Source organism: Mycobacterium sp. NPDC003323 (assembly GCF_053589535.1).
The window spans coordinates 1,022,655-1,048,433 of the sequence record NZ_JBSFSB010000001.1 but is presented as its reverse complement, the minus strand read 5'-3'; the positions used below and the strand labels follow the sequence as shown (position 1 = coordinate 1,048,433).

General features: G+C 67.1%; 19 protein-coding genes. 1 reads left to right on the top strand and 18 read right to left on the bottom strand.

The window, feature by feature from the left end; all coding sequences use genetic code 11:
• Positions 1-222 precede the first annotated feature (222 nt).
• The 12 genes from ppc to ACWDUN_RS04835 form a co-directional block, all read right to left on the bottom strand.
• Complete coding sequence (gene ppc / locus ACWDUN_RS04890) at positions 223-3,018, bottom strand: phosphoenolpyruvate carboxylase (protein WP_449925295.1); 2,796 nt, start codon at positions 3,016-3,018, stop codon at positions 223-225.
• A gap of 60 nt (positions 3,019-3,078) precedes the next feature.
• A complete protein-coding gene (gene secG, locus ACWDUN_RS04885) occupies positions 3,079-3,315 on the bottom strand; it encodes a preprotein translocase subunit SecG (protein WP_030135676.1) in 237 nt (78 codons plus the stop codon).
• Positions 3,316-3,396: 81 nt separating this feature from the next.
• Positions 3,397-4,182 (bottom strand): triose-phosphate isomerase, encoded by a 786-nt coding sequence (tpiA, locus tag ACWDUN_RS04880; RefSeq protein WP_449925291.1) that lies wholly within the window; start codon positions 4,180-4,182, stop codon positions 3,397-3,399.
• Positions 4,183-4,185: 3 nt separating this feature from the next.
• On the bottom strand, positions 4,186-5,421 hold the full coding sequence (locus ACWDUN_RS04875) for a phosphoglycerate kinase (protein ID WP_449925289.1): 1,236 nt from the start codon (positions 5,419-5,421) through the stop codon (positions 4,186-4,188).
• A gap of 3 nt (positions 5,422-5,424) precedes the next feature.
• Complete coding sequence (gap, locus tag ACWDUN_RS04870) at positions 5,425-6,447, bottom strand: type I glyceraldehyde-3-phosphate dehydrogenase (protein WP_449925286.1); 1,023 nt, start codon at positions 6,445-6,447, stop codon at positions 5,425-5,427.
• Between the two features lie 83 nt (positions 6,448-6,530).
• On the bottom strand, positions 6,531-7,508 hold the full coding sequence (gene whiA / locus ACWDUN_RS04865) for a DNA-binding protein WhiA (RefSeq protein ID WP_449926282.1): 978 nt from the start codon (positions 7,506-7,508) through the stop codon (positions 6,531-6,533).
• A complete protein-coding gene (gene yvcK, locus ACWDUN_RS04860) occupies positions 7,505-8,572 on the bottom strand; it encodes a uridine diphosphate-N-acetylglucosamine-binding protein YvcK (protein WP_449925283.1) in 1,068 nt (355 codons plus the stop codon). The genes whiA and yvcK overlap by 4 nt, the downstream gene beginning before the upstream one ends.
• A 73-nt stretch (positions 8,573-8,645) precedes the next feature.
• Positions 8,646-9,524, bottom strand: coding sequence for an RNase adapter RapZ (gene rapZ, locus ACWDUN_RS04855; RefSeq protein ID WP_449925280.1), 879 nt, complete (start codon positions 9,522-9,524; stop codon positions 8,646-8,648).
• Positions 9,525-9,535: 11 nt separating this feature from the next.
• Positions 9,536-11,623, bottom strand: coding sequence for an excinuclease ABC subunit UvrC (uvrC, locus tag ACWDUN_RS04850; RefSeq protein WP_449925277.1), 2,088 nt, complete (start codon positions 11,621-11,623; stop codon positions 9,536-9,538).
• Positions 11,624-11,632: 9 nt separating this feature from the next.
• On the bottom strand, positions 11,633-12,916 hold the full coding sequence (gene murD / locus ACWDUN_RS04845; protein WP_449925274.1) for a UDP-N-acetylmuramoyl-L-alanine--D-glutamate ligase: 1,284 nt from the start codon (positions 12,914-12,916) through the stop codon (positions 11,633-11,635).
• Positions 12,909-14,225: a hypothetical protein gene (locus ACWDUN_RS04840; protein ID WP_449925272.1), complete on the bottom strand. Its 1,317-nt coding sequence runs from the start codon at positions 14,223-14,225 to the stop codon at positions 12,909-12,911. The genes murD and ACWDUN_RS04840 overlap by 8 nt, the downstream gene beginning before the upstream one ends.
• Positions 14,222-14,965, bottom strand: coding sequence for a hypothetical protein (locus ACWDUN_RS04835; protein WP_449925269.1), 744 nt, complete (start codon positions 14,963-14,965; stop codon positions 14,222-14,224). The genes ACWDUN_RS04840 and ACWDUN_RS04835 overlap by 4 nt, the downstream gene beginning before the upstream one ends.
• A 51-nt stretch (positions 14,966-15,016) precedes the next feature.
• On the opposite strand from ACWDUN_RS04835, the gene ACWDUN_RS04830 reads away from it, so the two are divergent.
• Entirely contained in the window at positions 15,017-15,481 is a 465-nt protein-coding gene (locus ACWDUN_RS04830) for a GNAT family N-acetyltransferase (protein WP_449926279.1), read from the top strand.
• On the opposite strand, the gene ACWDUN_RS04825 is transcribed toward ACWDUN_RS04830, so the two are convergent.
• The 6 genes from ACWDUN_RS04825 to ACWDUN_RS04800 form a co-directional block, all read right to left on the bottom strand.
• On the bottom strand, positions 15,456-15,938 hold the full coding sequence (locus ACWDUN_RS04825; RefSeq protein WP_449925266.1) for a PH domain-containing protein: 483 nt from the start codon (positions 15,936-15,938) through the stop codon (positions 15,456-15,458). The two genes, ACWDUN_RS04830 and ACWDUN_RS04825, sit on opposite strands and share 26 nt — an antisense overlap.
• Complete coding sequence (gene ribH, locus ACWDUN_RS04820; RefSeq protein ID WP_449925264.1) at positions 15,935-16,414, bottom strand: 6,7-dimethyl-8-ribityllumazine synthase; 480 nt, start codon at positions 16,412-16,414, stop codon at positions 15,935-15,937. Before ribH ends, ACWDUN_RS04825 begins: the two co-directional genes overlap by 4 nt.
• Positions 16,411-17,673, bottom strand: a complete 1,263-nt coding sequence (locus tag ACWDUN_RS04815; RefSeq protein WP_449925260.1) for a bifunctional 3,4-dihydroxy-2-butanone-4-phosphate synthase/GTP cyclohydrolase II — start codon at positions 17,671-17,673, stop codon at positions 16,411-16,413. The genes ribH and ACWDUN_RS04815 overlap by 4 nt, the downstream gene beginning before the upstream one ends.
• Before the next feature lie 150 nt (positions 17,674-17,823).
• Entirely contained in the window at positions 17,824-19,272 is a 1,449-nt protein-coding gene (locus tag ACWDUN_RS04810; protein ID WP_449925257.1) for a VCBS domain-containing protein, read from the bottom strand.
• 303 nt (positions 19,273-19,575) lie between these two features.
• A complete protein-coding gene (locus tag ACWDUN_RS04805; RefSeq protein ID WP_449925254.1) occupies positions 19,576-24,609 on the bottom strand; it encodes an Ig-like domain-containing protein in 5,034 nt (1,677 codons plus the stop codon).
• A 562-nt stretch (positions 24,610-25,171) separates the two neighbouring features.
• Positions 25,172-25,771 carry a riboflavin synthase gene (locus ACWDUN_RS04800; protein WP_449925251.1) on the bottom strand — a complete coding sequence of 200 codons (600 nt, stop codon included), beginning with the start codon at positions 25,769-25,771 and terminating at the stop codon, positions 25,172-25,174.
• Between the last annotated feature and the right edge of the window lie 8 nt (positions 25,772-25,779).

The window sequence follows — 25,779 nt, the reverse complement described above, 5'->3', positions numbered from 1 at the left end:
GGACCCAACCTTTCGGACAAGGCCAACACACATTGCCCCACGAGAGGCACCACGGCTCAGATCAACCCTCGTCAGGGTCGTCGAACCTCTTCGACGACCGTAGCCGCCGACACGGGCTCACCTGGAGAGTGGGAGCCACTTCGCTTCGAACTTGTGTTCGATAGTACGCCCATTGCTGGCCCTGCGCAAGGGAAATTCCGAGGGACTGATGCCGGCGGCGACCTACCCGGAGTTGCGCAGGGCGCTGGCCAGGCCGCTCATGGTCAGCAGGATGCCCCGCTGCACCAGCTCGTCCTGGTCACCGCTGCGGAATCGCCGCAGCAGTTCGACCTGCAGATGGTTCAGCGGCTCCAGGTACGGGAACCGGTTGAAGACCGACCGGGCCAGCGCCGGGTTGTCGGCCAGCAGATCGTCCTGACCGGTGATCAGCCCGTGCATGCGCACGGTCCGCTCGTGTTCGTCGACGATCTTGTCGAAGACCCGCGCCCGCAGTTCCTCGTCGGCCACCAGTTCGGAATACCGGGCCGCCAGGCCCATATCCGATTTCGACAGCACCTGCGCCATGTTCGACAGCACCGTCCGGAAGAACGGCCAGCGGCGGTAGAGATCGCGCAGGACCTCCAGTTTCGCGTCGTCGCCCGCGATGAAGTCCTCGAAGGCGGTACCCGTGCCATACCAACCGGGCAGCATCACGCGGGACTGGCTCCAGGCCAGCACCCACGGGATGGCCCGTAGATCAGAGATGGCGGTCGTCGGCTTGCGCGATGTCGGCCGGCTGCCGATGTTGAGTGCGCCGATCTCGCTGACCGGCGTCGATTCCTTGAAATACTCGACGAATCCCGGTGTCTCGTGCACCAGTTCGGCGTACGCGCGCTGGGCGCGGGCGGCCAGATCGTCGAGCACCGTGTACGCGTCGTCGGCGCCGTCGCCAAGCCCCTCGGTATCCAGCAACGTCGACTCCAGGGTCGCGGCCAGCAGCGTCTCCAGATTGCGGTGCGCGATCCGCGGTTCGGCGTACTTGGCGGCGATCACCTCGCCCTGTTCGGTGATCCGCAACGAACCCTTCACCGCACCGGGCGGCTGCGCCAGGATGGCGTCGTAACTGGGTCCGCCACCGCGGCCGACCGTACCGCCGCGACCGTGGAACAGCCGCAACCGGATTCGGGTCTCGGCGGCCGACTCGACGAGATCCAGTTCGGCGCGGTACAGCGCCCAGTTCGCCGCCAGGTATCCGCCGTCCTTGTTGGAGTCCGAGTAGCCGAGCATGACCTCCTGCTGCCCGCCGCGCGCGTCGACCATGGCCCGATACACCGGCAGGGCAAGCGCCGCTTCCAGGATCGAGGAGCCGCGTTGCAGATCGTCGATCGTCTCGAACAGCGGGACGATGCCCACCGGCGCGTGCACGGTGTCGCCGGCGGCATCCAACAGCCCGGCCTCCTTGAGCAGCACCGCGGCCTCCAGCATGTCCGAGACCGACTGGCACATCGAGATGATGTAGTTCGGAATGGCCTGCGGCCCGAACACCTGCACCGCGCGGGCGGAGGCACGCACGATGTCGAGTTCCTTGGCGGCCAGTTCGGACAGTTCGGCGCCGGGCCCGATCAACGGCCGGCGGGTGCCGAGTTCGGCGGCCAGCAGTGCGACACGTTCATCCTCGGGCAGCGCCGCGTAGTCCGGATGCACTCCGGACCATGCCAGCAGTTCGGCGATCACCTGCTCGTGCACCTCGGAGTTCTGCCGCATGTCCAGGCCGGACAGATGAAAACCGAAGACCCGCACGGCTTCCCGCAGGCGGCCCAGCCTGTCATCGGCGAGCACAGCACTGCCGTTGTCGCGCAGGGACGCGTCGACGATGTCGAGGTCAGCGAGCAGCTGCCCGGGCGTTTCATAGGGCTCGAGACCCAGATCCAGTGCGAGCGCGGGTTGGTCGTCCAGGATGTGCGTCGCGGTGGCGGTGAGCCGGGCGTGGATGACGCGCAACGCCCGCCGATATGGTTCGTCGGCGCGCGCGGGTTCGGCACAGGCGTCGGCCAGTTCGGTCAGGCCGGAGCTGACCCGTACCAGCCGCGAAGACATCGACAATTCCTGTTCCAGCGCGGTGATCTCGACGAAGTAGTGATCGAACGCAGTGAATGCCGCACGGCCGGTGGCCAGTCGGACCACATCGGCGGTGACGTTCGGGTTGCCGTCGCGGTCACCGCCGATCCAGGAGCCCGGCCGCAGGATGGGCTGCGCCAGCACGTCGGTCCCGGGAAAGCGCTGCTGCAGTGCGGTGCGCACCTCGGCGTTGACCCGCGGGATGACGTCCAGGAAGGCCGCCGGGTAATAGCGCAGGCCGGTCTCGATCTCATCGGAGATCTTGAGCCGCGACAATCGCACCAAAGCGGTCTGCCACAGCGTCAGGATGTGCCTGCGCAGTTCGGTTTCGATGTCACGGCCGTTCTCGGTGCGGCTATGGCCGTGCAGCCGTAGGCGCATGAGTTCGGTGATCTGGTGTTGGGTGTCGAAGACCGTGCGCCGCCGGGTTTCGGTGGGGTGCGCGGTGATGACCGGTGACACCAGTGCACCGGTCAGCGCGTCGGCGACCGCCGCGGGATCGAGCGCCGCGCCGTCGAGTTTGCGGTAGGTCGCGGCCAGGCTGCTGTCCTGCGGTGGTTCCCCGGCCGCCTCGTGAACGGCTCGCCGACGTTCACGGTGGATGTCCTCGGCGACATTGGCCAGCAGGGCGAAATGGGTGAACGCCCGGATGACCGGGATGGCTTGGCGCACATCGACATCACGGAACAGGTCGGCGAGTTCGGCGCGGTCGATCTCGGACCGGCGCACCCGGAAGGACTCGACGCGGGCGCGTTCAACCAGCTCGAAAGTGGTGTCGCCGTTCTGATCACGCACCGTGTCGCCGAGAATGGCGCCCAGCAGTCGGATGTCCTCACGCATCGGCTCGGTGGCCTCACGACCGATGGGCGTTCGTTGCACCGAGCCGATCGGTGCCAATGCGGTGTCCGGGCCGTCTGCCATCCCTCAATTATCGGTGTGCGGCACCGATATCGCAGAGCCGGGGGTCAGCGCGCCCCGAGATCAGGCGTTGTACTTGATGCGCAGCGCCATGCCGACGATCGACACCAGCCAGATACCGATGACGAACAGCGTCAACCGGTCGAGGTTCTTTTCCACCACCGTCGACCCGGACAGGCTGGACTGCACGCCGCCACCGAACAGGGTGGACAGACCGCCGCCCTTGGCGCGGTGCAGCAGTACCAGCAACACCGTCAACAGACTGGTGATCACCAGCACGATCTGCAGGGCGAGTTCCATGCCGGTCAGCCTACACGGAGGTGATTTGCGCACGAAAACCGGCGCAGACCGCCGGTGACCATGCGCAAATCACCGTCACGGTCAGGGCAGCGGCCCGCCGGCCGCGATCGCCGACAGCGTCGCGAACTGCTCACCGTCCAGTGAGGCCCCGCCGACCAGCGCACCGTCGACATCGGACTGACCGACGATCTCACCGACGTTCTTGGCGTTCACCGATCCGCCGTAGAGAACCCGCACCGTGGCGGCGATCTCCGGCGACGCCAGATTGCCCAGCTCCGCCCGGATGGCGGCACAGACTTCCTGCGCGTCGGCGGCGCTGGCCACCCGGCCGGTGCCGATGGCCCAGACGGGCTCGTAGGCGATGACGACCTGGGCGATCTGATCGGCCGAAAGCCCGGTCAGCGATCCGCGCAGCGACTCCACGTTGAACTCGACGTGGTTGCCGGCCTCACGCACCTCCAGCGCCTCACCGAGGCAGATGATCGGGGTGAGACCGTGCTTGAGCGCGGCGAGGGCCTTGGCGGCGACCAGTTCGTCGGTCTCACCGTGATAGGTCCGCCGCTCGGAGTGGCCGACGACGGCGAAGGTGACGCCCAGCTTGGCCAGGAACGCCCCGCTGATCTCGCCGGTGTAGGCACCCGAGTCGTGCTGGGAGACGTCCTGCGCGCCGTAGGTCAGCCGCAGCTTGTCACCGTCGACCAGCGTCTGCACACTGCGCAGATCGGTGAACGGCGGGATGACGGTCACGTCGACCTTGTCGAAGTACTTGTCCGGCAAGGCGAATGCGATCTTCTGCACCAGCGCGATGGCCTCGAAGTGGTTGAGGTTCATCTTCCAGTTGCCGGCGATCAGCGGTTTGCGAGCCATGTGTCATGCCTCCAGGACGTCAATACCGGGCAGGGTCTTGCCCTCGAGGTATTCCAGCGACGCGCCGCCGCCGGTCGAGATGTGCGAGAAGCCGTCCTCGGGCAGACCGAGCAGGCGCACCGCCGCCGCGGAGTCCCCGCCGCCGACGACGCTGAACGCGCCCTTGCCGGTGGCGCCGATGATGGCCTCGGCGACCCCCTTGGTGCCCGCCGAGAAGGCCTCGAACTCGAAGACGCCCATCGGCCCGTTCCAGAACACCGTCTTGGCGTTGGACAGCAACGCGGCGAAGCGCTTGACCGACTCGGGACCGATGTCCAGACCCATCTTGCCGTCCGGGATCTGATCGCACGCCACCGTCTCGGCTGCGGCGTCCGCGGCGAACTTGTCCGCGGCCACGATGTCGACCGGCAGGTGGATCACGTCACCGTAGGTTTCCAGCAGCTTCTTGCAGGTGTCGATCATCTCTTCCTGCAGCAGCGAGGAACCGACCGAAACACCCTGGGCGGCAAGAAAGGTGAAGCACATGCCGCCGCCGATGACGATGCTGTCGGCCTTGGTCGCGAGATTTTCGATGACCGCGAGCTTGTCGGACACCTTGGACCCGCCCAGCACCACGGCGTAGGGGCGCTCGGTCGAGCTGGTCAGCTGCTCGAGCACCTTGACCTCGGTGGCCACCAGCGTGCCCGCGTAGTGCGGCAGCAGCGTCGCCACGTCGTAGACGGAGGCCTGCTTGCGGTGCACCACGCCGAAACCGTCGGAGACGAACGCCCCGGGCGTACCGTCGGCGGCCTCGACCAGCCCGGCCAGCGCCTTGGCCAGTGCGAGCCGCTCGGCGCCGTCCTTGCTGGTCTCCCGCGGGTCGAACCGGATGTTCTCCAGCAGCAGCACGTCACCGTCGGTCAGACCCTCGGCGCGGGCCAGCGCATCGGTGCCGACGACGTCACCGGCCAACTGGACGTGCCGGCCCAGCTTCTCCCCCAGCGCAGCCGCGACCGGCGCCAGCGAGAACTTGGGATCCGGCTCCCCCTTGGGGCGGCCCAGGTGTGCGGTGACGACGACCTTGGCTCCGGCCTCGGCCAGCGCCTTCAGGGTCGGCACCGAGGCGATGATGCGGCCCGGATCGGTGATGTTGCCCGAGTCGTCGAGGGGGACGTTCAGGTCGGAGCGGACCAAAACGCCCCGCCCGCTGACCCCTTCGACACCCTCTCCCAGCAGGTCTTCGAGTGTCTTGACCGCCATGATCTAGAGCGACTTACCGACCAGGGCAACCAGATCGGCGAGGCGGTTGGAGTAGCCCCATTCGTTGTCGTACCAGGACACGACCTTGGCCTGGTTGTCGATGACCTTGGTCAGTCCGGCGTCGTACAGCGAGCTGTGCGGGTCGGTGACGATATCGCTGGACACGATGGGCGCGTCGTAGTACTTCAGGATGCCCTTGAGGCGGCCGCCTGCTGCTTCTTTCATTGCGGCGTTGATGTCCTCGACGGATGCCGACTTGCTCAGCTCGGCGGTCAGGTCGGTGACCGAGCCGGTGGGGATCGGCACGCGCAGCGCGTAGCCGTCGAGCTTGCCCTTGAGCTCGGGCAGCACCAGGCCGATGGCCTTGGCGGCACCGGTCGAGGTCGGCACGATGTTGATGGCCGCGGCGCGGGCGCGGCGCAGATCCTTGTGCGGCCCGTCCTGCAGGTTCTGATCCTGGGTGTAGGCGTGGATCGTGGTCATCAGACCCTTGACGATGCCGAACTCGTCGTTGAGGACCTTGGCCAGCGGGCCGAGGCAGTTCGTGGTGCACGAGGCGTTGGAGATGATGTTCTGGCTGCCGTCGTACTTGTCGTCGTTGACGCCCAGCACGATGGTGATGTCCTCATCGCTGGCCGGCGCCGAGATGATGACCTTCTTGGCGCCCGCATCGAGATGGCCCTGCGCCTTGGCGCGGGCGGTGAAGATGCCCGTGGACTCGACGACGACATCGACACCCAGGTCGCCCCACGGCAGCGCTGCGGGGCCTTCCTTGACCTCGAGGGCCTTGAGCTTGTGGTCGCCGACGACAATCGTGTCATCGCCTTCGAGGCTCACGTCGTAGGGCAGCCGACCCAGGATGGAGTCGAACTTCAGCAGGTGGGCCAGCGACGCGTTGTCGGTGAGGTCGTTGACCGCGACGATCTCGATGTCGGTGTTCTTGCCCTCGCGCTTTTGCGCATCGAGGGCACGGAAGAAGTTGCGGCCGATGCGCCCGAAGCCGTTAACGCCTACCCGGATGGTCACGGTGTCTCTCCTATGTGTGGGAAATCGCGGTGAACTGCTCGCACGTCAGCCTAGTGGTGCGATTTTCGACACCTGCACGCCGGTCAGGCGTCTTCGAGCAGATCGGGGGTGACCGCCGATTCGGTGTCGGGGATACCGTCCTGCTTGGCCTTGCGGTCGGCCATCGACAGCAACCGCCGGATGCGGCCGGCCACTGCGTCTTTGGTCATCGGCGGGTCGGCCAGGCGGCCGAGTTCTTCGAGCGAGGCCTGACGGTGCTCGACGCGTAGCCGTCCGGCCTGCGCCAGGTGATCCGGCACGGTGTCACCCAGGATGTGCAGCGCGCGCTCCACCCGCGCGGCGGCGGCGACGGCGGCACGCGCCGATCGGCGCAGGTTCGCGTCGTCGAAGTTGGCCAACCGGTTGGCGGTGGCCCGGACCTCGCGCCGCATCCGGCGCTCCTCCCAGGTCAGTCGGGTGTCCTGGGCGCCCATCCGGGTCAGCAGCGCGCCGATCGCCTCACCGTCGCGCACCACCACCCGGTCGCTGCCGCGCACCTCGCGGGCCTTGGCGCTGATACCGAGCCGGCGGGCCGCGCCGACCAGGGCGAGCGCCGCCTCCGGCCCGGGGCAGCTGACCTCCAGCGACGAGGACCGTCCCGGCTCGGTCAGCGAGCCGTGCGCCAAAAATGCTCCGCGCCAAGCGGCTTCGGCATCGTTGACGCTGCCACCGACCACCTGAGCGGGCAACCCGCGCACCGGCCGGCCGCGCAGGTCCAGCAGCCCGGTCTGCCGCGCCAGCGCCTCCCCGTCCTTGGCGACCCGGACGACGTAGCGCGTGCTCTTGCGGATACCGCTGGCCGACAGCACGTGCACCACCGCGTTGTACCCGTACAGGTCGTAGATGTCCTTGCGCAGCCTGCGGGCGATGATGCCGAGATCGACCTCGGCCTCCACCACGACCCGGCCCGCGACGATGTGCAGGCCGCCGGCGAACCGCAGCAGGGCCGACACCTCGGCGCGGCGGGCACTGACCGAGTTCACGACCAGGCGGCTCAGCTCGTCTTTGACCTCGGCCGTCATCGCCACGAGTCGTCCCCCCTCGGTCCGTTCATCGGTTGCTGCCCGTGTTCTCCGTGTCGTAGGCCGCCCGGCCGGGCCGGCGCCGGGGCCGTCGGTAGGTCACCGGTGACTCCACGTGCCGGGTCGCGTACCCGCACACCCTCCAGCGCGGCGGCCAGCATCGACGGATCATGTAACTGTGTACCAGGTCGGGAAACGTCGGCAAACTCGACTTGAGCACCCAAAAGAGTGGCAGTCTTCGCCAGTTGCTCGCGCTCACGATCGCTGGGCACCCGTGACGCGTCGATGATGATCTCGTCGACCCGGAATCCGGGCGCGTGCTGGGCGAGGACGTGGATGTGGCGCTCGGCGGAGAAGCCGGCGGTCTCCCCCGGTTCGGCGGCCAGATTCAGTACGAGTGCGCGACGGGCGGCGGTGGCGTTCAGCGCGGCGGCCAGGCCGGGCACCAGCACATGCGGGATGACGCTGGTGAACCACGAGCCGGGGCCGAGCACCACCAGGTCGGCGGCCATGATGGCGTCGACGGCCTGCCGGGTCGCCGGCGGATCGCCGGGCAGCAGCCGCACCCGGCGCACCTGGCCGACCGTGGTCGCCACCGCGACCTGACCGCGGATGACCCGGAACATCCGCGGGTCGGCTTCCAGACCGGCGACATCGGCCTCGATCTGCAGCGCCAGCGGGCACATCGGCAGTACGCGGCCCTTGAGGTCCAGGATGCGGCCCAATTCGTCGAGCGCGGCGACGGGATCGGCCAGGACCTCGCTGACTCCGGCCAGCAGGAGGTTGCCGATCGGGTGGCCGGCCAGCGCACCGCTGCCACCGAACCGGTGCTGGATGATGGTGGCCCACAACCGGCCGTGCGGGCTGTCGGACGCCAGCGCCGCCAACGCCATTCGCAGATCGCCGGGTGGGATGACATCGAGTTCGCTGCGCAACCGGCCCGACGAGCCGCCGTCGTCGGCGACGGTGACGACGGCCGTCACGTGCGGGGTGAGCCGGCGGGCCGCCGACAGGGTGGCGTAGAGGCCGTGGCCGCCGCCGAGGGCGACGATGCGGGAACTCATGACTTGACTCCCGCTCGCTCCGGTCCTCGCTCGTACCTCGCTGCGATCCTCACTCGCGCTCGTCTGCGGGAACTCATTCGCGACCCAGATCCCGGTGCAATGCCCGTACCGTCAGATGCTCGTCACCCTGCTCCAACAGCGCGGCCAGCGCCTCGGCGATGGCCACACTGCGGTGTTTTCCGCCGGTGCAACCGATGGCCACGGTCATGTACCGCTTCCCTTCCCGGCGGTATCCGTCGATCACCACCCCCAACAGCCGATGATAGGTATCGAGGAATTCCCCGGCGCCCTCCTGACCGAGCACGAAATCCCGGACGGCGGGGTGCTGCCCGGTGTGCGGACGCAGTTCGTCGACCCAGTGCGGATTGGGCAGGAACCGCACGTCCATCACGGTGTCGGCATCCATCGGCAGTCCGTACTTGTAGCCGAACGACTCGACGGTGACATTCGTCTCGGCGACGGCCTCACCACCGAAGGCGCGCTCGATGCTCTCCCGCAGCGCCGGCACCGCCAGCTTCGAGGTGTCGATCACCAGATCCGCGGTCGCACGCACCGGCGCCAGCATCGTCCGCTCGGCGGCGATACCCTCGGCGAGAGTCTGGTTGCCCTGCAACGGATGACTGCGCCGGTTCTGCTCGTAACGGCGCACCAGGATGTCATCGGCGGCCTCCATGAACAGCACCCGCGGGGTGATACCGCGGGTGGCCAACTCGTTGCGTACCGAGTCCAGGTCGCCGGTGAAGCCACGTGAGCGCACATCCATGACCAGCGCGAGCTGAGTGATCCGCGAACCGGCGGCCAGTCCGAGATCCACCATGCGCGCGATCAGTTCCGGCGGCAGATTGTCGGCGACATACCAGCCGAGATCCTCGAGCACCTTGGCGGCGGTGCCCCGGCCGGCACCAGACAATCCGGTGACCAGGACGACGTCGATTCCTGATTCCTCGCTCATGCCCTGGTCTGTCACCCCGTTATCTGTTCGGACGCTACTTGCTGGGACGGTGTCAGTTCTGACGTGGTCTGCTCCGGTGCGGGCGGTTGGTCCGGCGTCAAGTCACGATCATCGTCCAAAACCGGTGCCGGTGTACCGGAAACGGTCGGGGCATCGGCCGGTGCGCCGAGCGCGGCCAGCACCGCACGGGCGGTTGCGGCCCCGATTCCGGGCACCGCGGTGATCTCCTCGACGCTGGCGGCCTGCAGGCGCGCCACCGAACCGAAGTGTGTCACCAGCGCCTTGCGCCGGTGCTCGCCGAGTCCGCGCACCGAGTCCAGCGCCGAGGCCGTCATCCGCTTGGAGCGCTTGCTGCGATGGAAGGTGATCGCGAACCGGTGAGCCTCGTCGCGGATGCGCTGCAGCAGATAGAGACCTTCGCTGGTGCGCGGCATGATCACCGGGTCGGCCTCGCCGGGGACCCACACCTCTTCGAGGCGCTTGGCCAGACCGATCACCGCGACATCGGTGATGCCGAGATCGTCGAGGACGGCCTGAGCGGCGTTGACCTGCGGGGCGCCGCCGTCGACGACATAGAGATTGGGTGGGTAGGCGAAGCGGCGCGACTTCCCCTCGGCGACCATGGGCTGCTCGGCGTCGGCGATATGGCGGGCGAACCGTCGCCGGGTGACCTCGGCGATCGAGGCGACGTCATCGGAGCGACCCTCGCCGGCGGCCTCGCGGATCGAATAGTGCCGATAGTCCGATTTGCGTGGCAGACCGTCCTCGAAAACCACCATCGACGCCACCACGTCGGTGCCCTGCACATGGCTGATATCGACGCATTCGATGCGCAGTGGAGCGTCGGCCAGGTCCAGGAACTCCTGAATGCTCTGCAGTGCAGCCGATCTCGCGTTGAAGTCGCCGGCGCGCTTCAGTTTGTGCTGGGCCAGCGCCTCCTTGGCGTTGCGGTGCACGGTCTCGGCCAGCGCCTTCTTGTCACCACGCACCGGTACCCGCAGTCGCACCCGCGACCCGCGCAGCCCGGTCAGCCAGGTGGTCAGTTCGTCGGCATTGTCGGGCAGCACCGGCACCAGGACCTCACGCGGCACCGGGGTGGTCGCCTCATCGGCGGAGCCGGACACATTGCCGGCACCGCCGGCGTCGAGTTCGGCCTGGTCACCGTAGAACTGGGTGAGGAACTGCTCGACCAGGTACTCCTGGCCCGAGGCGCCGGGCTCCGAGGATTTCTCCAGCACCCACCCGCGTTGACCGCGGACCCGGCCGCCGCGCACGTGGAACACCTGGACGGCGGCTTCGAGCTCGTCATCGGCGAAGGCCACGACATCGGCGTCGGTGCCGTCACCGAACACGACGGTCTGCTTCTCCAGGGCCCGCTTGAGGGCGCCGATATCGTCGCGCAACCGTGCCGCGCGCTCGAAGTCGAGATCCTCGGCGGCGGCGTTCATCTGCTTCTCGAGATCGCGGACCAGCCGGTCGGTCTTTCCCGCCAGGAAGTCGCAGAAATCCTCGACGATCTTGCGGTGCACGGCGGCGTCGACCTTGCCGACGCAGGGCGCCGAACACTTGTCGATGTACCCCAGCAGACACGGACGGTCAATCTGCCTGTGTCGCTTGAACACACCGGCCGAACAGGTGCGGGCAGGAAATACCCGGGTCAGCAGATCCAGCGTCTCGCGGATGGCCCAGGCATGCGAGTACGGACCGAAGTAGCGCACGCCCTTGCGACGCGGTCCGCGGTAGACGAACAACCGCGGGTACTCCTCGTTGAGGGTCACCGCCAACACCGGATAGGACTTGTCGTCGCGGTAGCGGATGTTGAACCGCGGATCGAACTCCTTGATCCAGTTGTACTCCAGCTGCAGCGCCTCGACCTCGGTGGTCACCACCGTCCACTCGACGCTGCCTGCGGTGGTCACCATCTGTCGCGTGCGCGGGGCCAGGGCCGACAGATCGGCGAAATAGGAGTTCAGCCGGCTGCGCAGGCTCTTGGCCTTGCCGACATAGATCACCCGGCCGTGCGGATCACGGAACCGGTAGACGCCGGGTTCGACGGGAATCGAACCCGGTGCCGGGCGGTAGGTCGCGGGATCGGGCACGAGTCCAGGTTAGAGGCTGTCGATGACAGCGCAGAAAGCTGCGCCTTTGGCTTCGTAATTGCGGTACAGGTCATAGCTGGCCGCACCGGGCGAGAGCAGCACGACTTCGACGTTCGGCAGTGCGGCGGCCGCCCGCACGGCCTCGTCCAGATCGCGCACCGTGCGCGTGCGCTCGGGGTGCGTGCGGGCGAATTCGATGCCGATCGAGGCGCCGTTGGTGGGGCCCTGGATCAACGTCACCCGACGGGTGCCCGCGCACAGGTACTCATCGACCTGCCGGTAGTCCAGCGACCGATCCATGCCGCCGACGATCAACGCGATCTCGTCATCGGCCGACATCGCCGACAGTGCCGCGACCACGCTTTCCCCGGTGGTGGCCAGCGTGTCGTCGATCCAGCGGATGCCGTGGGTCTGTCGCACCGTCTGCAGCCGATGCGGCAGACCGGTGAAGGTGGCTGCGGCGGCGTCAATCTCGGCGTCGGACACCGGCCGTCCGAGCACCTCGGCGGCAGCCATCGCGGCGAGCGCGGCATTGACTGCGTTGTGCGGGTAGGCCAGCACCGAGTCGCCGGTGGGCCGGTGCACGGCCGCCGGGTCCAGTTCCCGCACGGCCGGAAACGCGGTGACGCCGATACCGCGCAGTGCGGCCGTCACCCCGGGCGTGGTGATCAGCACGTCGGCCCCGTGCCGGAACACCGCGGCTTTGGCCGCGTAGTAGGAGGGAACGTCACCGTGCCAGTCGAGATGGTCCTGATAGAGATTGGTGATCACGGCCAGCGATGGCGACGTGCTCAGCAACGCGCATTGCTGGCTGGACAGTTCGGCCACCACCCACTGCCCATCGGCCGGCGAGAGGTCCGACAGGGGTGTGCCGATGTTCCCGGCGGCGACCGCGGACACCCCTAGGTGCCCGAGCAGATGCGCCAGGAACGCAGCGGTGGTGCTCTTGCCCTTGGTGCCGGTGACGCCGATGGTCTGCGCACCGTGGCGCGCCATATACCAGTCCGCGGCGCTGGACACCGGCGGGCCGCTGCGGCGCATCTGGTCGAACACCGGATGCTGCCACGGCACGCCCGGGCTGACATAGACGATATCGGTGCCACGCAACAGATTCGGGGCGTCGGCACCGTAGTGGACGGTGAGTCCCGGGATGTCCGGCGCCGTCCCGTCGATGGCTCGGTCGTCGACGGCGATGATGCGCGCGGCCCCGTTCGCCGATGCGGTCCGGGCCATCGACAGCCCTTCCTTGCCCATCCCCCAGATACCGACGGTGCGGCCGGTCAGGTCAGTCATCGAGCGACTTCAGATAGCTCGGGGGAACATGATGCTGCGCAGGTTCGGTGTCGTGGTCGATCGCGACGGCAGCCAGTGCGGCGCGCTGCCCGGCGAAGTCGTCGACCAGCGGCAGGTCCTGCCACTGCGGGTCGTCGATCACCGTGAGCATGGCCTCGGCGGCCTCGTAGTACTCCCCCACACATTCGAAGGGTTTGTGCACCCCGAGGCCGAGGATATCGGCGAATCCGTCGCGATTGCCGGTATCGGCGAACAGGTTCCGGCCGAAGATGCGCTCCAGCGTCGATCGGCCGAGCCGTGGTGCCAGCAGGACGAAGACGAACTGGCATTTGGGGCAGATACCGCACCACGAACTGGCGCGGCGGGCGGGATCCAGAGCGAACAGCCGGTTGCAGCTGGTGAACACATCGAAGTAGTCCTCGCACGTCGCGAACCGGTCCGCGATCTGCGATTCGGACAATCCGCGCAACAGTGAGAAGTAGCGGTCCGGCGCAAAACCGTACTGGCGCAATGTGTCGCGCAGCAGCGTCTCGTAGACCAGGCTCTTGGACCACTGGTGGTTGACATCACGGCCCAGCCACTCGATATTGCCGATGTTGGAGGACCGCTCGTTGGACAGGACCACGGGCCCGAACCCGTTGGCGACGGCGACGATCAACCCGATGACGCTGTTGATCGCGGTGACCGGGACGTGGCCGTTGTGAGCGCCCTCGGCATTGGCCTCGATCAGGCCGCGGTCGATGCTGCGCCGGACGTGCACACTCTTGAGTCCGCTGACCGCGATACAGCGGTCGATGGGGTCATAGCGGTTGACGCTGAACAACATCGGCGTGAAGCCGTGCCGGCGCAGCGCCTCGATGCTGACCACCGAGTCCTTACCACCACCCACCGGGACCAGCGGGGTTGCCTCCGGATCCCACTCATCGGCGGTCCGCACCGGGGTGTCATCGTCGGCGCCGACGATCTCGGGGGTCAGCGCATGTGGCAGGTCGTTGCGGTAGGCGAACTCGCCGAGCCCACCCTCGATCAGGGTGCGCAGATAGTGCTTCTCGAATGCGTATGTCGGGAAGGCAATCTCGATGCGCGGCGGGGCGGCCGCCTTGTAATAGCTCAACGAACAGGTCAGCGTCAGCAGCCTGGCCAGAGCCGGATCCGGTGCGGCCCCGGACAGACTGTCCCCGAAATCGATGACCTCGGTGAAGGTGCGCGGCTGCGACCCCCGCAGGGTGTAGCGCATGGACAGGCGTCCGTCGGCGAATTCGTGGCCGTCGATCACCAGGGCGTCGAAGGACTCCGGCGTGAAGGTCATGCGGGCACCTCGAAACGGCGCGTTCCGATGGCCGCGACGGGGTGACGTTCGAATACCGGCGAGATCCACCAGGCCCTGCTGCCCTCGGAGATGTCGACGGGCTCATCGGTGCGGCGCAGATCCTCGAGCAGGCCCGCCGCGCCCAGCAGGTCCAGCGCGAAGACGCCGGTCCCGACACGATCGCCGTCGGTGTCGAACATCAGCGCGCCCCAGCACGGCCGGCCGATGCGGTCGCCGTCCACATCGACGATATCCACATGACCGTCGGCGGCCAGGTCGAGACGGGCCCGGTCGGCCGCGGCCCGGCTGGTGGTGTGCGCGGCCATTCGACGCCACTGCGGAACGGGCTGGAACTGTTGCACGGTCAGGGTGACGAGTTCGGGTCGCAGCGATTGCACGATGGTCGCCGAGACCACGAAGTGAGGGCCTTCGGCGACGGTGACGGCAAGCACATCGGCGGCCAGGGTCACGGCGCCGTGCCGTGCCATCGCCTCGTTCAGGAGTCCGCGCAGCGCATGGTCGAGGGCCTCGACATCGGCGATCGGGGTGCCGTAGAACTCGGCGGTGTCGGCCAGCCGCTGCCAGATGAGGTGCGTCGCGGGCGCGCGGCCGCACACCAGCGGAACCGTGACGGCGGGGTGGCTGCCCAGACCCGTGATGAGGGTGGGTGCGGTGACGAGTGGCACGGCCGTCCCGGCGATACCGTCAGCCGAGGTTGATACGAACTCCAAGGTACTCATCGACTTGTCGATCCTACCGGAGCTGTCAGCGGTGATACTGGTGCCATGGGCATGACGCAGGCGCGGGTGGCCCGGCTCACGGAGACCGACTGGCGCGCATTCGCCGGCGTGCGGTTACGGGCGCTCACCGATTCGTTGGGCGAGCTGGATCCGCACTACCGCCAGGAGAGCACCTTCACCGCGGCGCAGTGGCGCCGCCGGTTGCGGGCACACGCACAGTTCGCGGTCGTCGTCGACAACCGGGCCGTGGGTCTTATCGCCGCGCAGCGCCAGGGGGCGGAGTCGGTGTACCTGTACTCGCTGTGGCTCGACCCGGCGGCGCGCGGGCAGGGACTGGGCCGCACGCTGGTGGCCGAGGCCGTCGACTGGGCGCGCAGTCAGCGGGTGCAGCGGGTGACGCTGCGGGTGAACCGGGACAACGCCCGGGCGCGGGCGGTGTACGACAGTCTGGGCTTCCGGGTGGCCGCGGGTGACCCCGCGGCGCCGGAGGTCATGATGACGTTGAGCGTGTGTTGACGTCGCCCTGGTACCGCTGCATCAGCTCCCGCACCTGATCCATCGCCACGACAGCGCGTTCCTTGTCGACGGCCTGGATGGCCATCGCCGGGGTGTACTCGTCGTCGGGCAGATCCACCCGGGCCCACCGAGCGCCCCGCGGGAACGACACGTCCACCACGTCCTGCCAAGGAATCAACTTGTAGGCCAACACGTTTCGCACCGCGATACCGGAAGGGCCGACCCGCAGCCGCGGTCGTGCCAGCAGCAGTACGCACGAGGCGATGACAATGCCGACCAGCGCGATGCCGACCTGATCGGCGGTCCGGAAGAACACCCCACTGGAGCCGATCTTGAGCAGGAACCCGACGACGATATGGGCGGCGGCGATCAGGAAGGCCGCGCCGTAGACGAAATACGGCGCCAGATGCGGCCGGACTTCCAGATCCCAGGTCTGCGGTGAGTCGGATTCGGTCATGAGGTCAGGTCGCGCAGCACCAGTGCGGTCGACAACGCCGCCGCGGCGGCCTGCGCGCCCTTGTCCTCACTGGACTGCGGCAGTCCGGCACGGGCCAGCGCCTGCTGTTCGGTGTTGGTGGTCAGTACCCCGTTGGCCACCGGGGTGGAATGGTCCAGCGACACCCGGGTCAGGCCCTGGGTCACGGCGTCGCAGACGTAGTCGAAGTGCGGGGTTTCACCGCGGATCACGACACCCAGCGCGACGACGGCGTCGTACTTGGCGGCCAACGCCTGCGCGACCACCGGAATCTCGATGGCGCCGTGCACGCGCACGACGGTCGGCTCGGTGACGCCGAGCTGTTTGGCGGCGCGCAGCGCCCCCTCCAGCAGCGCGTCACAGATCTTGGCGTGCCAGGTGCTCACCACGATGCCGAGCGACACCGAGGAGGCGTCGATCTCCGGCAGGTCCGGGATGGCGCCGGCGTGGCCGCTCACAGGGCACCGCCCGGGTGCGCCTCGTCGTAGTCCTCCAGGCCCACCAGATCGTGGCCCATCCGGTCACGCTTGGTCATCAGATAGCGGATGTTCTCGGCATTGGCACGCACCGGCAATGGCACGCGCTCGGTGATGTGCAGGCCGTATCCGTCCAGGCCGACCCGCTTCGCCGGGTTGTTGGTCAGCAGCCGCATGGACCGCACGCCCAGGTCGACCAGTATCTGCGCCCCGATGCCGTAGTCGCGCGAGTCGGCGGGCAGGCCCAGCTCGAGGTTGGCGTCGACGGTGTCGGCACCGGCATCCTGCAGCTGATAGGCCTGCAGCTTGTGTAGCAGGCCGATACCGCGACCCTCGTGCCCGCGCATGTAGAGCACGATGCCCCGGCCTTCGTTGGCCACCATGGCCATCGCGGCGTCCAGCTGCGGGCCACAGTCGCAGCGGCGCGATCCGAAGACATCGCCGGTCAGACATTCGGAGTGCACGCGAACCAGAACGTCGTGGCCGTCGAAGTCGGGGCCGGAGATATCACCCCGGACCAGGGCGACGTGTTCGACGTCCTCGTAGATCGAGGTGTATCCGACGGCACGGAACTCGCCGTGCCGGGTCGGGATGCGGGCCTCGGCGACGCGTTCGATGTGCTTTTCGTGCTTGCGGCGCCACTCGATCAGGTCGGCGATGGAGATCAGGGCCAGGCCATGGTCGTCGGCGAAGACCCGCAGCTCCTCGGTCTGCGCCATGGAGCCTTCGTCCTTCTGGCTGACGATCTCGCAGATGGCGCCCGCCGGCTGCAGACCTGCCAGCCGCGCCAGGTCGACCGCAGCCTCGGTGTGGCCGGGACGGCGCAGCACGCCGCCGTCCTTGGCGCGCAGCGGGACGACGTGGCCGGGCTTGGTGAAGTCCTCGGCGATGGCGGTCGGGTCGGCCAGCGCCCGCATGGTGGTGGCGCGATCCGAGGCCGAGATACCCGTGCCGACACCCTTTTTGGCGTCGACGGTGACGGTGTAGGCGGTGCCGTGCTTGTCCTGGTTGACCGCGTACATCGGCAGCAGTCCGAGACGGTCACAGATCGCGCCGTCCAGCGGTACGCACAGGTAACCCGAGGTGTAGCGCACCATGAAGGCGACGAGTTCCGGGGTGGCCTTCTCGGCCGCGAAGATCAGATCGCCCTCGTTCTCGCGGTCCTCGTCATCGATGACCACGACGGCTTTACCCGCCGCGATGTCGGCCACCGCCCGTTCGACGGAATCCAGCCTCGTCATCTTCCAGCCACCTTCGTCAGTTCGTGTACGTCCCGGCCCGCGCAGGTGGGCGGGTCGAGCGGTTACACCAGTATGAACCACGGGCACCCAACGGTTATTGCCCGCCGGTCCACAGCGGGATCGACGGGCGACAACTTGTGCTCATCCCGATCAGAACGTGTACGTCACGCTCACGTAGGCGGGCGTTCCGTCGGATTCGACGTGACCGTCGTGGTAGCGCACCGAGAACGTCTCGGTGGGGTGATAGCGGCCGGCCTTCCTCGAGGTGGAGGTGTAGTTGACCAGGAAGGCACCCTGAGGATCCCGTAGCACCGACACCGTGCCCCTCGGGTCGGTCTGGATGACCTTCGGGGTGATGACGTCACCGTCGACGTCGTGGACGGCGGTGGTCCACCGCCCGGTCTTGAGCAGCGCGAGCCGCCCACTGGTGCCGATGGTGCGCTGGGTCGGTGTGTTGTTGTAGCTCAGCAGGTGCAGAGCCACTACGACGCCGGTGCCATCCACGGCGGTGACCGTGAAGGTGTCCAGCTTGTCGGCCGCCAACGCGTCGACGGCGGCCGCCGCGTGGCCGATCGCGGTGTTCAGTGCGGTGGAGTAGGTGAACGTGCCGTCGTCGTTCACGGTCACGGTGCTGCCCTTGGCCGAGATGACGGTGTTGCCGGGCAGTCCCCCGCCGTCGAAGCGCAGCGGTGCGCCGTTGGCGCCGAAGGCGAGGATCGTGCCCCGGGTGGTCTGCACTCCCGCCGCGGTGACCGTGGATTCGGTGATCTGTGCCCGGCCGGTCACCGGCGGCGTGTGCGACAGCGGCGGGCACACCTGCACGGTGGCCACGGTGATGGAACGGCCGTAATCGTCGGTGCCGATGATGGTGAAGCTGTCCTCGGCGGTGATGCCGTGACCCAGGCCCGGTGTGCGGGTGTACACATACGTGCCGTTGGCGCTCACCTGGGCCGAGCCCTTGTTCGGGGGCCGGCCGACGCCGTATTGCAACGGGCCGTTCCCGTCCGTGGCGATAGACAGTCTTCCTTGCTGCACATCGGGTGCGGTGGCCGTGGTCTCGACATCGATCCGAAGGTGTGCCAGCGGCCGCACGGTGATGTCGACGGAGCCGCCCTGCGGGTCGACGGCCGTGACCACGAAGCGATCGGTATCACGGCCCGGGATGACGGCGGTCGACACGGTCGGGATGAAGACGAAGCGGCCGGCTTCCGGGTCCAGTTGCACCAGACCGCCCTTCGCCGAATACGCAGACTCATCCGTAGAGTTATCCGGGTTCGTCGAATTCACCAACGTATAACGCAGTTTCGCGCCATTCCAGGCTGCACCCTCGATCCGGCCGAGCACGACTCCGTTGGCATCAGGTAACCCGATGTTCGCGGCGCCGGACGGCGGCACATTGGCGGCCAGTATCTGCACGGTCACCCCGGCCGGTACGCTCCGGCCGTATAGATCGGTGACTACGACTGCGAAGGTGTCGAATTCGTCCGCAGACTGGTCGCTGGCTCGCGCCAACTGCCGCGCCTGCACCGACGGGGTGTAGGTGAAATGGCCGGTTTCTGCGCCCACCGAAACCAGCCCACCCTTGGCAGTGGTGAACAACGCAGGACCGTAACTCGGCGCTCCACTGCCCTGGTCGACAGCGGTAACCACCCCGGACACCGCTCCAGTCCACGGGTGAGGATCACCGACGGTAACCATAGCTGAGGGCGCCTCATTGGCGCGCACCACAATTGGTGGCTGCGCCACGCCGGCGTCTACGCCGAGGTCCGGAACGGCCGTGACCGGAACTCCACTGGCAGGACCGATATGGATGCCCCGTTTCACGTCGTAGATGCGAGGCATATCGTCAATCGTGATGGTGCATCTCCTCTAGGAATTGGACACCGTCGGCTGCGGCGCGACTCACGGATAGGTGAACGTCGCAGTCGAGTAGAAGCCGAATTCGTCGGTGACCCTCAAGACAAAATTCGCATTCGGTCCGGTGTTGAAGAAGCTGCCGCCGTCGGACTCGTATGACACCGAGAAGATCGACCAGGTCGGTTGATCGATGCTCACCGAACCCCGGCTTACCGACTGCACCGTCACCCGCGTGTCGTCCCCATCGGGATCATTCACCGTCACACCAGTCCAACTTCTGGTCTTTGCTCCTCCCCAACCCAACGCTTTGGCGCCAGAGCCCGTGAACGTCGGCGGCCGGAGATTCACCGTTTGGATGACGAACGACTCACCACCCACGGTCGCGACGATGTTGAAGCTCACCGCCTGGTTGAGCGCGCCGGTATACGTGAACACACCATTTGACGCCACGGTCACCGCGCCGACGTTTCCGCTGCCGCCGGTGCCCTTGCTGAAGGTGAACAGTCCCATGTTGTCGCTGGGAATCCCGTTGATCCGGCCCTGGCCGGCGGTTCCGGTCGATACATAGTCGATGCCGTGCAGCTGGGCGGTGGTGATATTGACGTCGTGCGACGTGACACCGCCACGGCTGTCGGTGACATAGATGGTGATGGTGTCGTTGATCAAAGCGCCACTGTTCGGCTTCGGGACATAAGCCCAGTTGCCGTTGGCGTCGACCGTGACGATCGCCCCATTTCCGCGGACCTGCGAGCTGGCCCCGCCAGCGGTCACGCTGTAGGTCAACGCATCACCGTCGGCGTCATTGGCGCCCACGTTGCCCTTCGCGATACCGATGCCATTACCGAGTGCGATGCCCGAACCGTTGGTGGTCGGCAAGTTGTTGGGCTTCGGCACAAACGACACCTCGGCCAACACGATCGATTGTCCGCCAACGGTTCCCATGATGGTGAACGAGTCGGACTGGTTCCAACCAGCGGTGGTCGTGGTGTAGGTGAAGGTGCCGTCGGCATGCACGGTCACCGTGCCCCTGGCGGGACCGGTACCGACGCTGTACGTCATGACACCCTGCTCGCTTGCAGTGAGCTGAAGACCACCGGTGACGGTGCCGTTGTTGATCACTTTGGTCACCGGAATATCCAGTTCATGGGTGGTGACCACGATTGATGTCGTGGTCTGGCCGCCCTTGCCGTCGGAGACGTACACCGTGAATGAGGATCCGAGGATGGTCGGTGAGAGCCCGCCCAGGTCACCGCTGTTCAGACCGGGAATGTACGTCCACTTGCCGTTGGTGTCGACCGTGACGATCGCACCGTTGGACAGCACCTTCGTCGAGGCGCCGCCATATCCGGTGACGCTGTAATGCAGGGTGTCGCCATCGGCGTCGCTGGCCCCCACATTGCCGGAGGCGATACCCGAACCGACACCGAGCAGGATCGTCGCCCCGCCCAGGGTGTCCGACGTCGGCGTCTTGTTGACCTTGGGCACCAAAGTGACCTCGGCAACCGTGATCGTCTGCCCATCAACGGTTCCCACGATGGTGAAGGTGTCCGACTCGTTCCAGCCGGCCGTGGTCGCGGTGTAGGTGTAGGTGCCATCGGCGTTGACCGTCACCGTGCCCTTGCTCGGTCCGCTGCCCAGGCTGTAGGTCATCAGACCCTGCTCGCCCGCGGTCAAACCCAGCCCGCCGGTCACGGTGCCATTGCTGCCGACCTTGGTGACCGGGATGTCCAGTTCATGCGTGGTCACGATGACCGGGGTGCTGACCTGCCCGCCCTTGCCATCGGAGATATATACGGTGAACGTCGAGCCCGTGATGATCGGCGAAACACCCCCGAGGTCACCGCTGTTCAAGCCCGGGATATAGGTCCACTTGCCGGTGCTGTCGACCGTGACGATCGCACCGTTGGACAACACCTTCGTCGAGGCGCCACCGTAGCCGTCGACGCTGTGGTGCAGGGCGTCACCGTCGGCATCCTCGGCGCCCACGTTGCCGGTTGCGATGCCGCTGCCCGATCCGATGGCAATGATCGCGCCGTCGGCGAGGTCGGCGGTCGGGGCCGTGTTTGCCTTGGGCACCACGGTGACCTCGGCGACTGCAATCGTCTGCCCACCAATTGTTCCCATGATGGTGAAGGTGTCGGACTCGTTCCAGCCGGCGGTGGTCGCGGTGTAGGTGTAGGTGCCGTCGGCGTTGACCGTCACCGTGCCCTTGGCCGGACCATTGCCCAGGCTGTAGGTCATCAGGCCCTGCTCACCGGCGGTCAGCCCCAACCCACCGGTCACTGTGCCGTTGCCGCCGGACTTGGTCACCGGGAACTTCAGGTTATGGGTGTTGACGGTGACCAGCGTGCTGGTCTCCCCGCCCTTGCCATCGGAGATGTACACGGTGAACGACGAGGCGAGGATGACGCCCAGCGTGCCGCTGTTCAGGCCAGGGATGTAGTGCCACTTGCCGTTCTGATCGACCGTCACGATGGCACCATTGGACAGCACCTTGGTCGACGCTCCGCCATGCCCGGTGACGCTGTAGTGCAGGGTGTCGCCGTTCTCGTCAGAGGCGTTGATCGTGCCGGTCGCGATACCTGATCCGCCGACGACGGTGTCACCGTCGATCAGCGGAGAGGTCGGGGCGACGTTCGGCCGCGGCACCACGGTCACCGTCGCGATGGTGATCGACTTGCCGTCGACGGTGCCCACGATGGTGAAGGTGTCCGACTCGTTCCAGCCGGCGGTGGTCGCGGTGTAGGTGTAGGTGCCGTCGGCGTTGACCGTGACGGTGCCCTTACTCGGTCCGCTGCCGACGCCGTATGTCAGCAGACCGGTGTTGTCGTTGTCGTCGATGTCCAGGCCACCGCTGATCACCCCGTCGGTATTTGAGGTCACCACGGGATCGATCTCCAGGTTGGCGAACAGGGTCACCGTGGTGGTGGCGGTGCCGCCGCGCCCGTCGGAGATGGTCACTTCGAACGAGTCCAGCGTCAGGCTGCCCAGCAGGCCGCCCGGCTTGGGGATGAAGGTGAAGCTGCCGTCCGAGTCGAGCAGCACGATGCCGCCGCTGTTGCTGTAGCCCGAGGAGGCGCCGCCGGCGAGGGTGAAGGTGAGGTCGTCGCCGTCGAAGTCGGTGGCGGCGACGGTTCCGCGGACCACGCCGTCGGAATCGGGCAGTGCCGTGGTGATCCCACCGATCGGGTTGGTGTTGATCCGGTTGATCGTGACGGTCACCGCGACCTCGACGATGCCACCGTGCGCGTCGTTGAGCGTGACGGTGAAAGTGTCCGTGCCGCCCTGGGAACGGGCCAGCAGCGTCGGGGTGTACGCGTAGCCCAGCGGGGTCACCACGACGACGCCGCCGCGGGAGGTGATCACGTCTCCGGTGACGATGACCAGATCGCCGTCCTCATCCTTCACATCGAACGACCCGGTGATGATGCCGGTGATCGGCTCGGTATTGGCCTGCCCGACAGTGACAGTGGGCGGCGTGTTGGCACTGATGATGTCGACCGTCACGGCGGTGGGCAGGACCGTGATGCCGCCGCGGCCGTCGTTGGCCCAGATGGTGATCAGGTCGGTCTTGGCGCCCAGCAGCGAGGCCGCGGCGTGGCGCGCGAAATCCGTTGGCGTATAGGTGAAGCTGCCATCCTCGTTGCGGACGACGTCACCCCACAGCGAGGTGGCGGTGTAGGTGAGTTCATCACCGTCCGGATCGGTGGCCTGTGCGGTGATGGTGACCTTTCCCGTCACCGGATCGTAACCGGTCACCACAGCCTGTCCACCGGACTGGAACGCCGGCAGGTTGTTGATACCCAGGCCCGGGTACCGGAACGTCACGGTGTAGAACGCGTCATTGCCGTCCGGGGTCAGCGGGTTCTCCAGGAAGCCGAGGCTGTCGTTCACGCGGACGGTGAAGGTGACGTCGGTGCCGTTGTTCAGATCGTCCAACGAGGAGGGCACGAAGCTGAAGGTGCCGTCGGGGCTCATGGTGATGAGGCCGTTGCTGGGCTGCCCGTTCAGGTCGACGGAGTAGATGAGCGGATCACCGTCGGGATCGACGCTCTTGAGCTTCCAGGTCAGCGGCAGCGGCCCGGCGGAAACGGTGGGCGCCTCCGGCAGATGGTTGGTGGCCAACCGTTCGTAGCGTTGGTAGGCCGCGGTCATCAACACCAGTGCGCCGAACGTGAACGGCGTCGGCTGGCCGTTCCAGTAGGTGCCCTGCAGTCCGGCGAACAAGGTCATCACCCAGCCAGCGGCCACCTGGGTCGGGTTGAGGATCGGGTCGGATTCGAAAGGCGGGAAGATCTGGTCAACCCAGTTGGCCAGGGCGTTGACGACCCCCATGAACGGTGCGAACGCGGGAATGCTCGGCGGTTCGGGCACGATGTCGATCTCGAGCAGCGCGGACGCCAGTGCCGGTGGGGTCGGTGTCGGGTCGGTACCCGACATTGAGGCGAGCTGCGCCGAGTTGTCGGCGCCGGCAATGTCGGTCGGCGAGATCACCGGCGCCTTGTCGGTCTCGGTGGGGGTCACCGGCGTTTCGGCCGCCGGCGGTTCGACGACCTCGGATTCGACCGGCTCGATGATCTCGGGCTCCGCGACGACCACCTCGCTGTCGGTCCCGCCGGACGCACCCTCGCCGGCGCCGCTTTCGGTGCCGTCACCACCGTCGACCGCCTGATCGTCGCCGGTCTCGTCTTCCTCCCCGCCCTCTTCCTCGGCGTTGTCGCCGCCGCCGAGCGTCTCGTCACCACCGGAGAGCGTCTCGTCGCCGCCGGCGTCATCGTCCTCGGCGTCGGCATCGTCCTCGGCGTCATCGTCCTCGGCGTCATCGTCCTCGGCGTCATCGTCCAGCGCCGACGACGGACCCGCACCGGTGCCGCCGGACCCAACCGGGCCCGTCGAGGTGGTCTCGGTGTCGGTGGTCGTGCTGTCGGAATCCGACGACGGTCCGTTCGTCGGCCCATCGGTGGTGTCGGCGGCGGCGACGGCCGGCGCGGCGGTGACCGCGAGGCCGAGGAAAGCGGCGACGGCGAATTCGCCGGCACGCATCCGCTTCTTCGACGAACTCTTGCGATGGGTGGCCATAGCGCTCCTCGACTTCGGACCTCGGCGAGCGCTTGTGCTGCTCAACGAGGTATTGACTGCGCCGTAAGTTAACACGGGCGTCAATAACTGAAAAGCACATTCCGGGGAAGTTCCGAGCAGAAAATGTTTGCGTGTCGGCCATTCAGCGGACAGCGGATATCGCCCCGTCGACAAAATTTCCGAGCGAAATCAACCCATCCGAAACCGGCAGCAACGCTGCGGCCGGAGCGACGATTCGACGACGTCGGAACGTCGCCGTACCAGCTGTCGCGGGCCCACTGTCGCGGCCGAAGACCCTGACACGTCCGTTTGTGCGGCTGAACTGCGACAACCACTTGTCGGTCACGGCCTCGCCGACCCGGCGCCGGACGGCAGATTGGCACGCCCGTACCAACAACGGGTCGAGGGGACGGCAATCAGTTGTCCGACACCGTCACGTTCATCCGCGTCACGGCACCCGATCCGTTTACCGACGAAGCGACGAATCGGCTCCGATCGACATCGGCTGTCGGTGTCGCCGCGACCGGCACGGCGCGTTGCTGCCGTGGGTGAGAGCAAAGAATCAGCGGTCGCGTTCGCCGATCAGGCGCTCGACGTACTTGGCGATGACGTCGACCTCGAGATTGACCGGCGTGCCCACCTCGGCCGACCCCAGCGTGGTCAGCGACAGCGTGGTCGGGATCAACGAGACCTCGAACCAGTCGGGACCCAACCCGGACACGGTCAGCGATATCCCGTCGACCGTGATGGACCCCTTCTCCACGACATAGCGCGCCAACTCGACGGGCAGCGAGATCCGCACGACGTCCCAGTTCTCCGACGGTGACCGGGAGATCACCGCACCGGTTCCGTCCACATGTCCCTGCACGATGTGCCCGCCGAGCCGACTGTTGATCGCCGCGGCACGCTCCAGATTCACCCGGCCGCCGACGTCCACCGCAGCCAGACTGGAGCGATTCAACGTCTCGGCCATGACATCGGCGGTGAAGGCACCGTCGGGCAGCACCTCGACCACCGTCAGGCACACGCCGTTCACGGCGATCGAATCGCCGTGACCGGCGTCGGAGGTCACGACGGGCCCGCGGATCACGAACCGCGCGGCGTCGGGCAGATCCTCCTTGCCGACGACCTCGCCCAGCTCTTCCACGATTCCGGTGAACATGCACACCA

Bases quoted from the DNA above. Each gene is read 5' to 3' on its own strand.
- ppc (WP_449925295.1), bottom strand. From the start codon at position 3,018: ATGGCAGACGGCCCGGACACCGCATTGGCACCGATCGGCTCGGTGCAA.
- secG (WP_030135676.1), bottom strand. From the start codon at position 3,315: ATGGAACTCGCCCTGCAGATCGTGCTGGTGATCACCAGTCTGTTGACG.
- tpiA (WP_449925291.1), bottom strand. From the start codon at position 4,182: ATGGCTCGCAAACCGCTGATCGCCGGCAACTGGAAGATGAACCTCAAC.
- ACWDUN_RS04875 (WP_449925289.1), bottom strand. From the start codon at position 5,421: ATGGCGGTCAAGACACTCGAAGACCTGCTGGGAGAGGGTGTCGAAGGG.
- whiA (WP_449926282.1), bottom strand. From the start codon at position 7,508: ATGACGGCCGAGGTCAAAGACGAGCTGAGCCGCCTGGTCGTGAACTCG.
- yvcK (WP_449925283.1), bottom strand. From the start codon at position 8,572: ATGAGTTCCCGCATCGTCGCCCTCGGCGGCGGCCACGGCCTCTACGCC.
- rapZ (WP_449925280.1), bottom strand. From the start codon at position 9,524: ATGAGCGAGGAATCAGGAATCGACGTCGTCCTGGTCACCGGATTGTCT.
- murD (WP_449925274.1), bottom strand. From the start codon at position 12,916: ATGACTGACCTGACCGGCCGCACCGTCGGTATCTGGGGGATGGGCAAG.
- ACWDUN_RS04840 (WP_449925272.1), bottom strand. From the start codon at position 14,225: ATGACCTTCACGCCGGAGTCCTTCGACGCCCTGGTGATCGACGGCCAC.
- ACWDUN_RS04835 (WP_449925269.1), bottom strand. From the start codon at position 14,965: ATGAGTACCTTGGAGTTCGTATCAACCTCGGCTGACGGTATCGCCGGG.
- ACWDUN_RS04830 (WP_449926279.1), top strand. From the start codon at position 15,017: ATGACGCAGGCGCGGGTGGCCCGGCTCACGGAGACCGACTGGCGCGCA.
- ACWDUN_RS04825 (WP_449925266.1), bottom strand. From the start codon at position 15,938: ATGACCGAATCCGACTCACCGCAGACCTGGGATCTGGAAGTCCGGCCG.
- ACWDUN_RS04815 (WP_449925260.1), bottom strand. From the start codon at position 17,673: ATGACGAGGCTGGATTCCGTCGAACGGGCGGTGGCCGACATCGCGGCG.
- ACWDUN_RS04805 (WP_449925254.1), bottom strand. From the start codon at position 24,609: ATGGCCACCCATCGCAAGAGTTCGTCGAAGAAGCGGATGCGTGCCGGC.
- ACWDUN_RS04800 (WP_449925251.1), bottom strand. From the start codon at position 25,771: ATGTTCACCGGAATCGTGGAAGAGCTGGGCGAGGTCGTCGGCAAGGAG.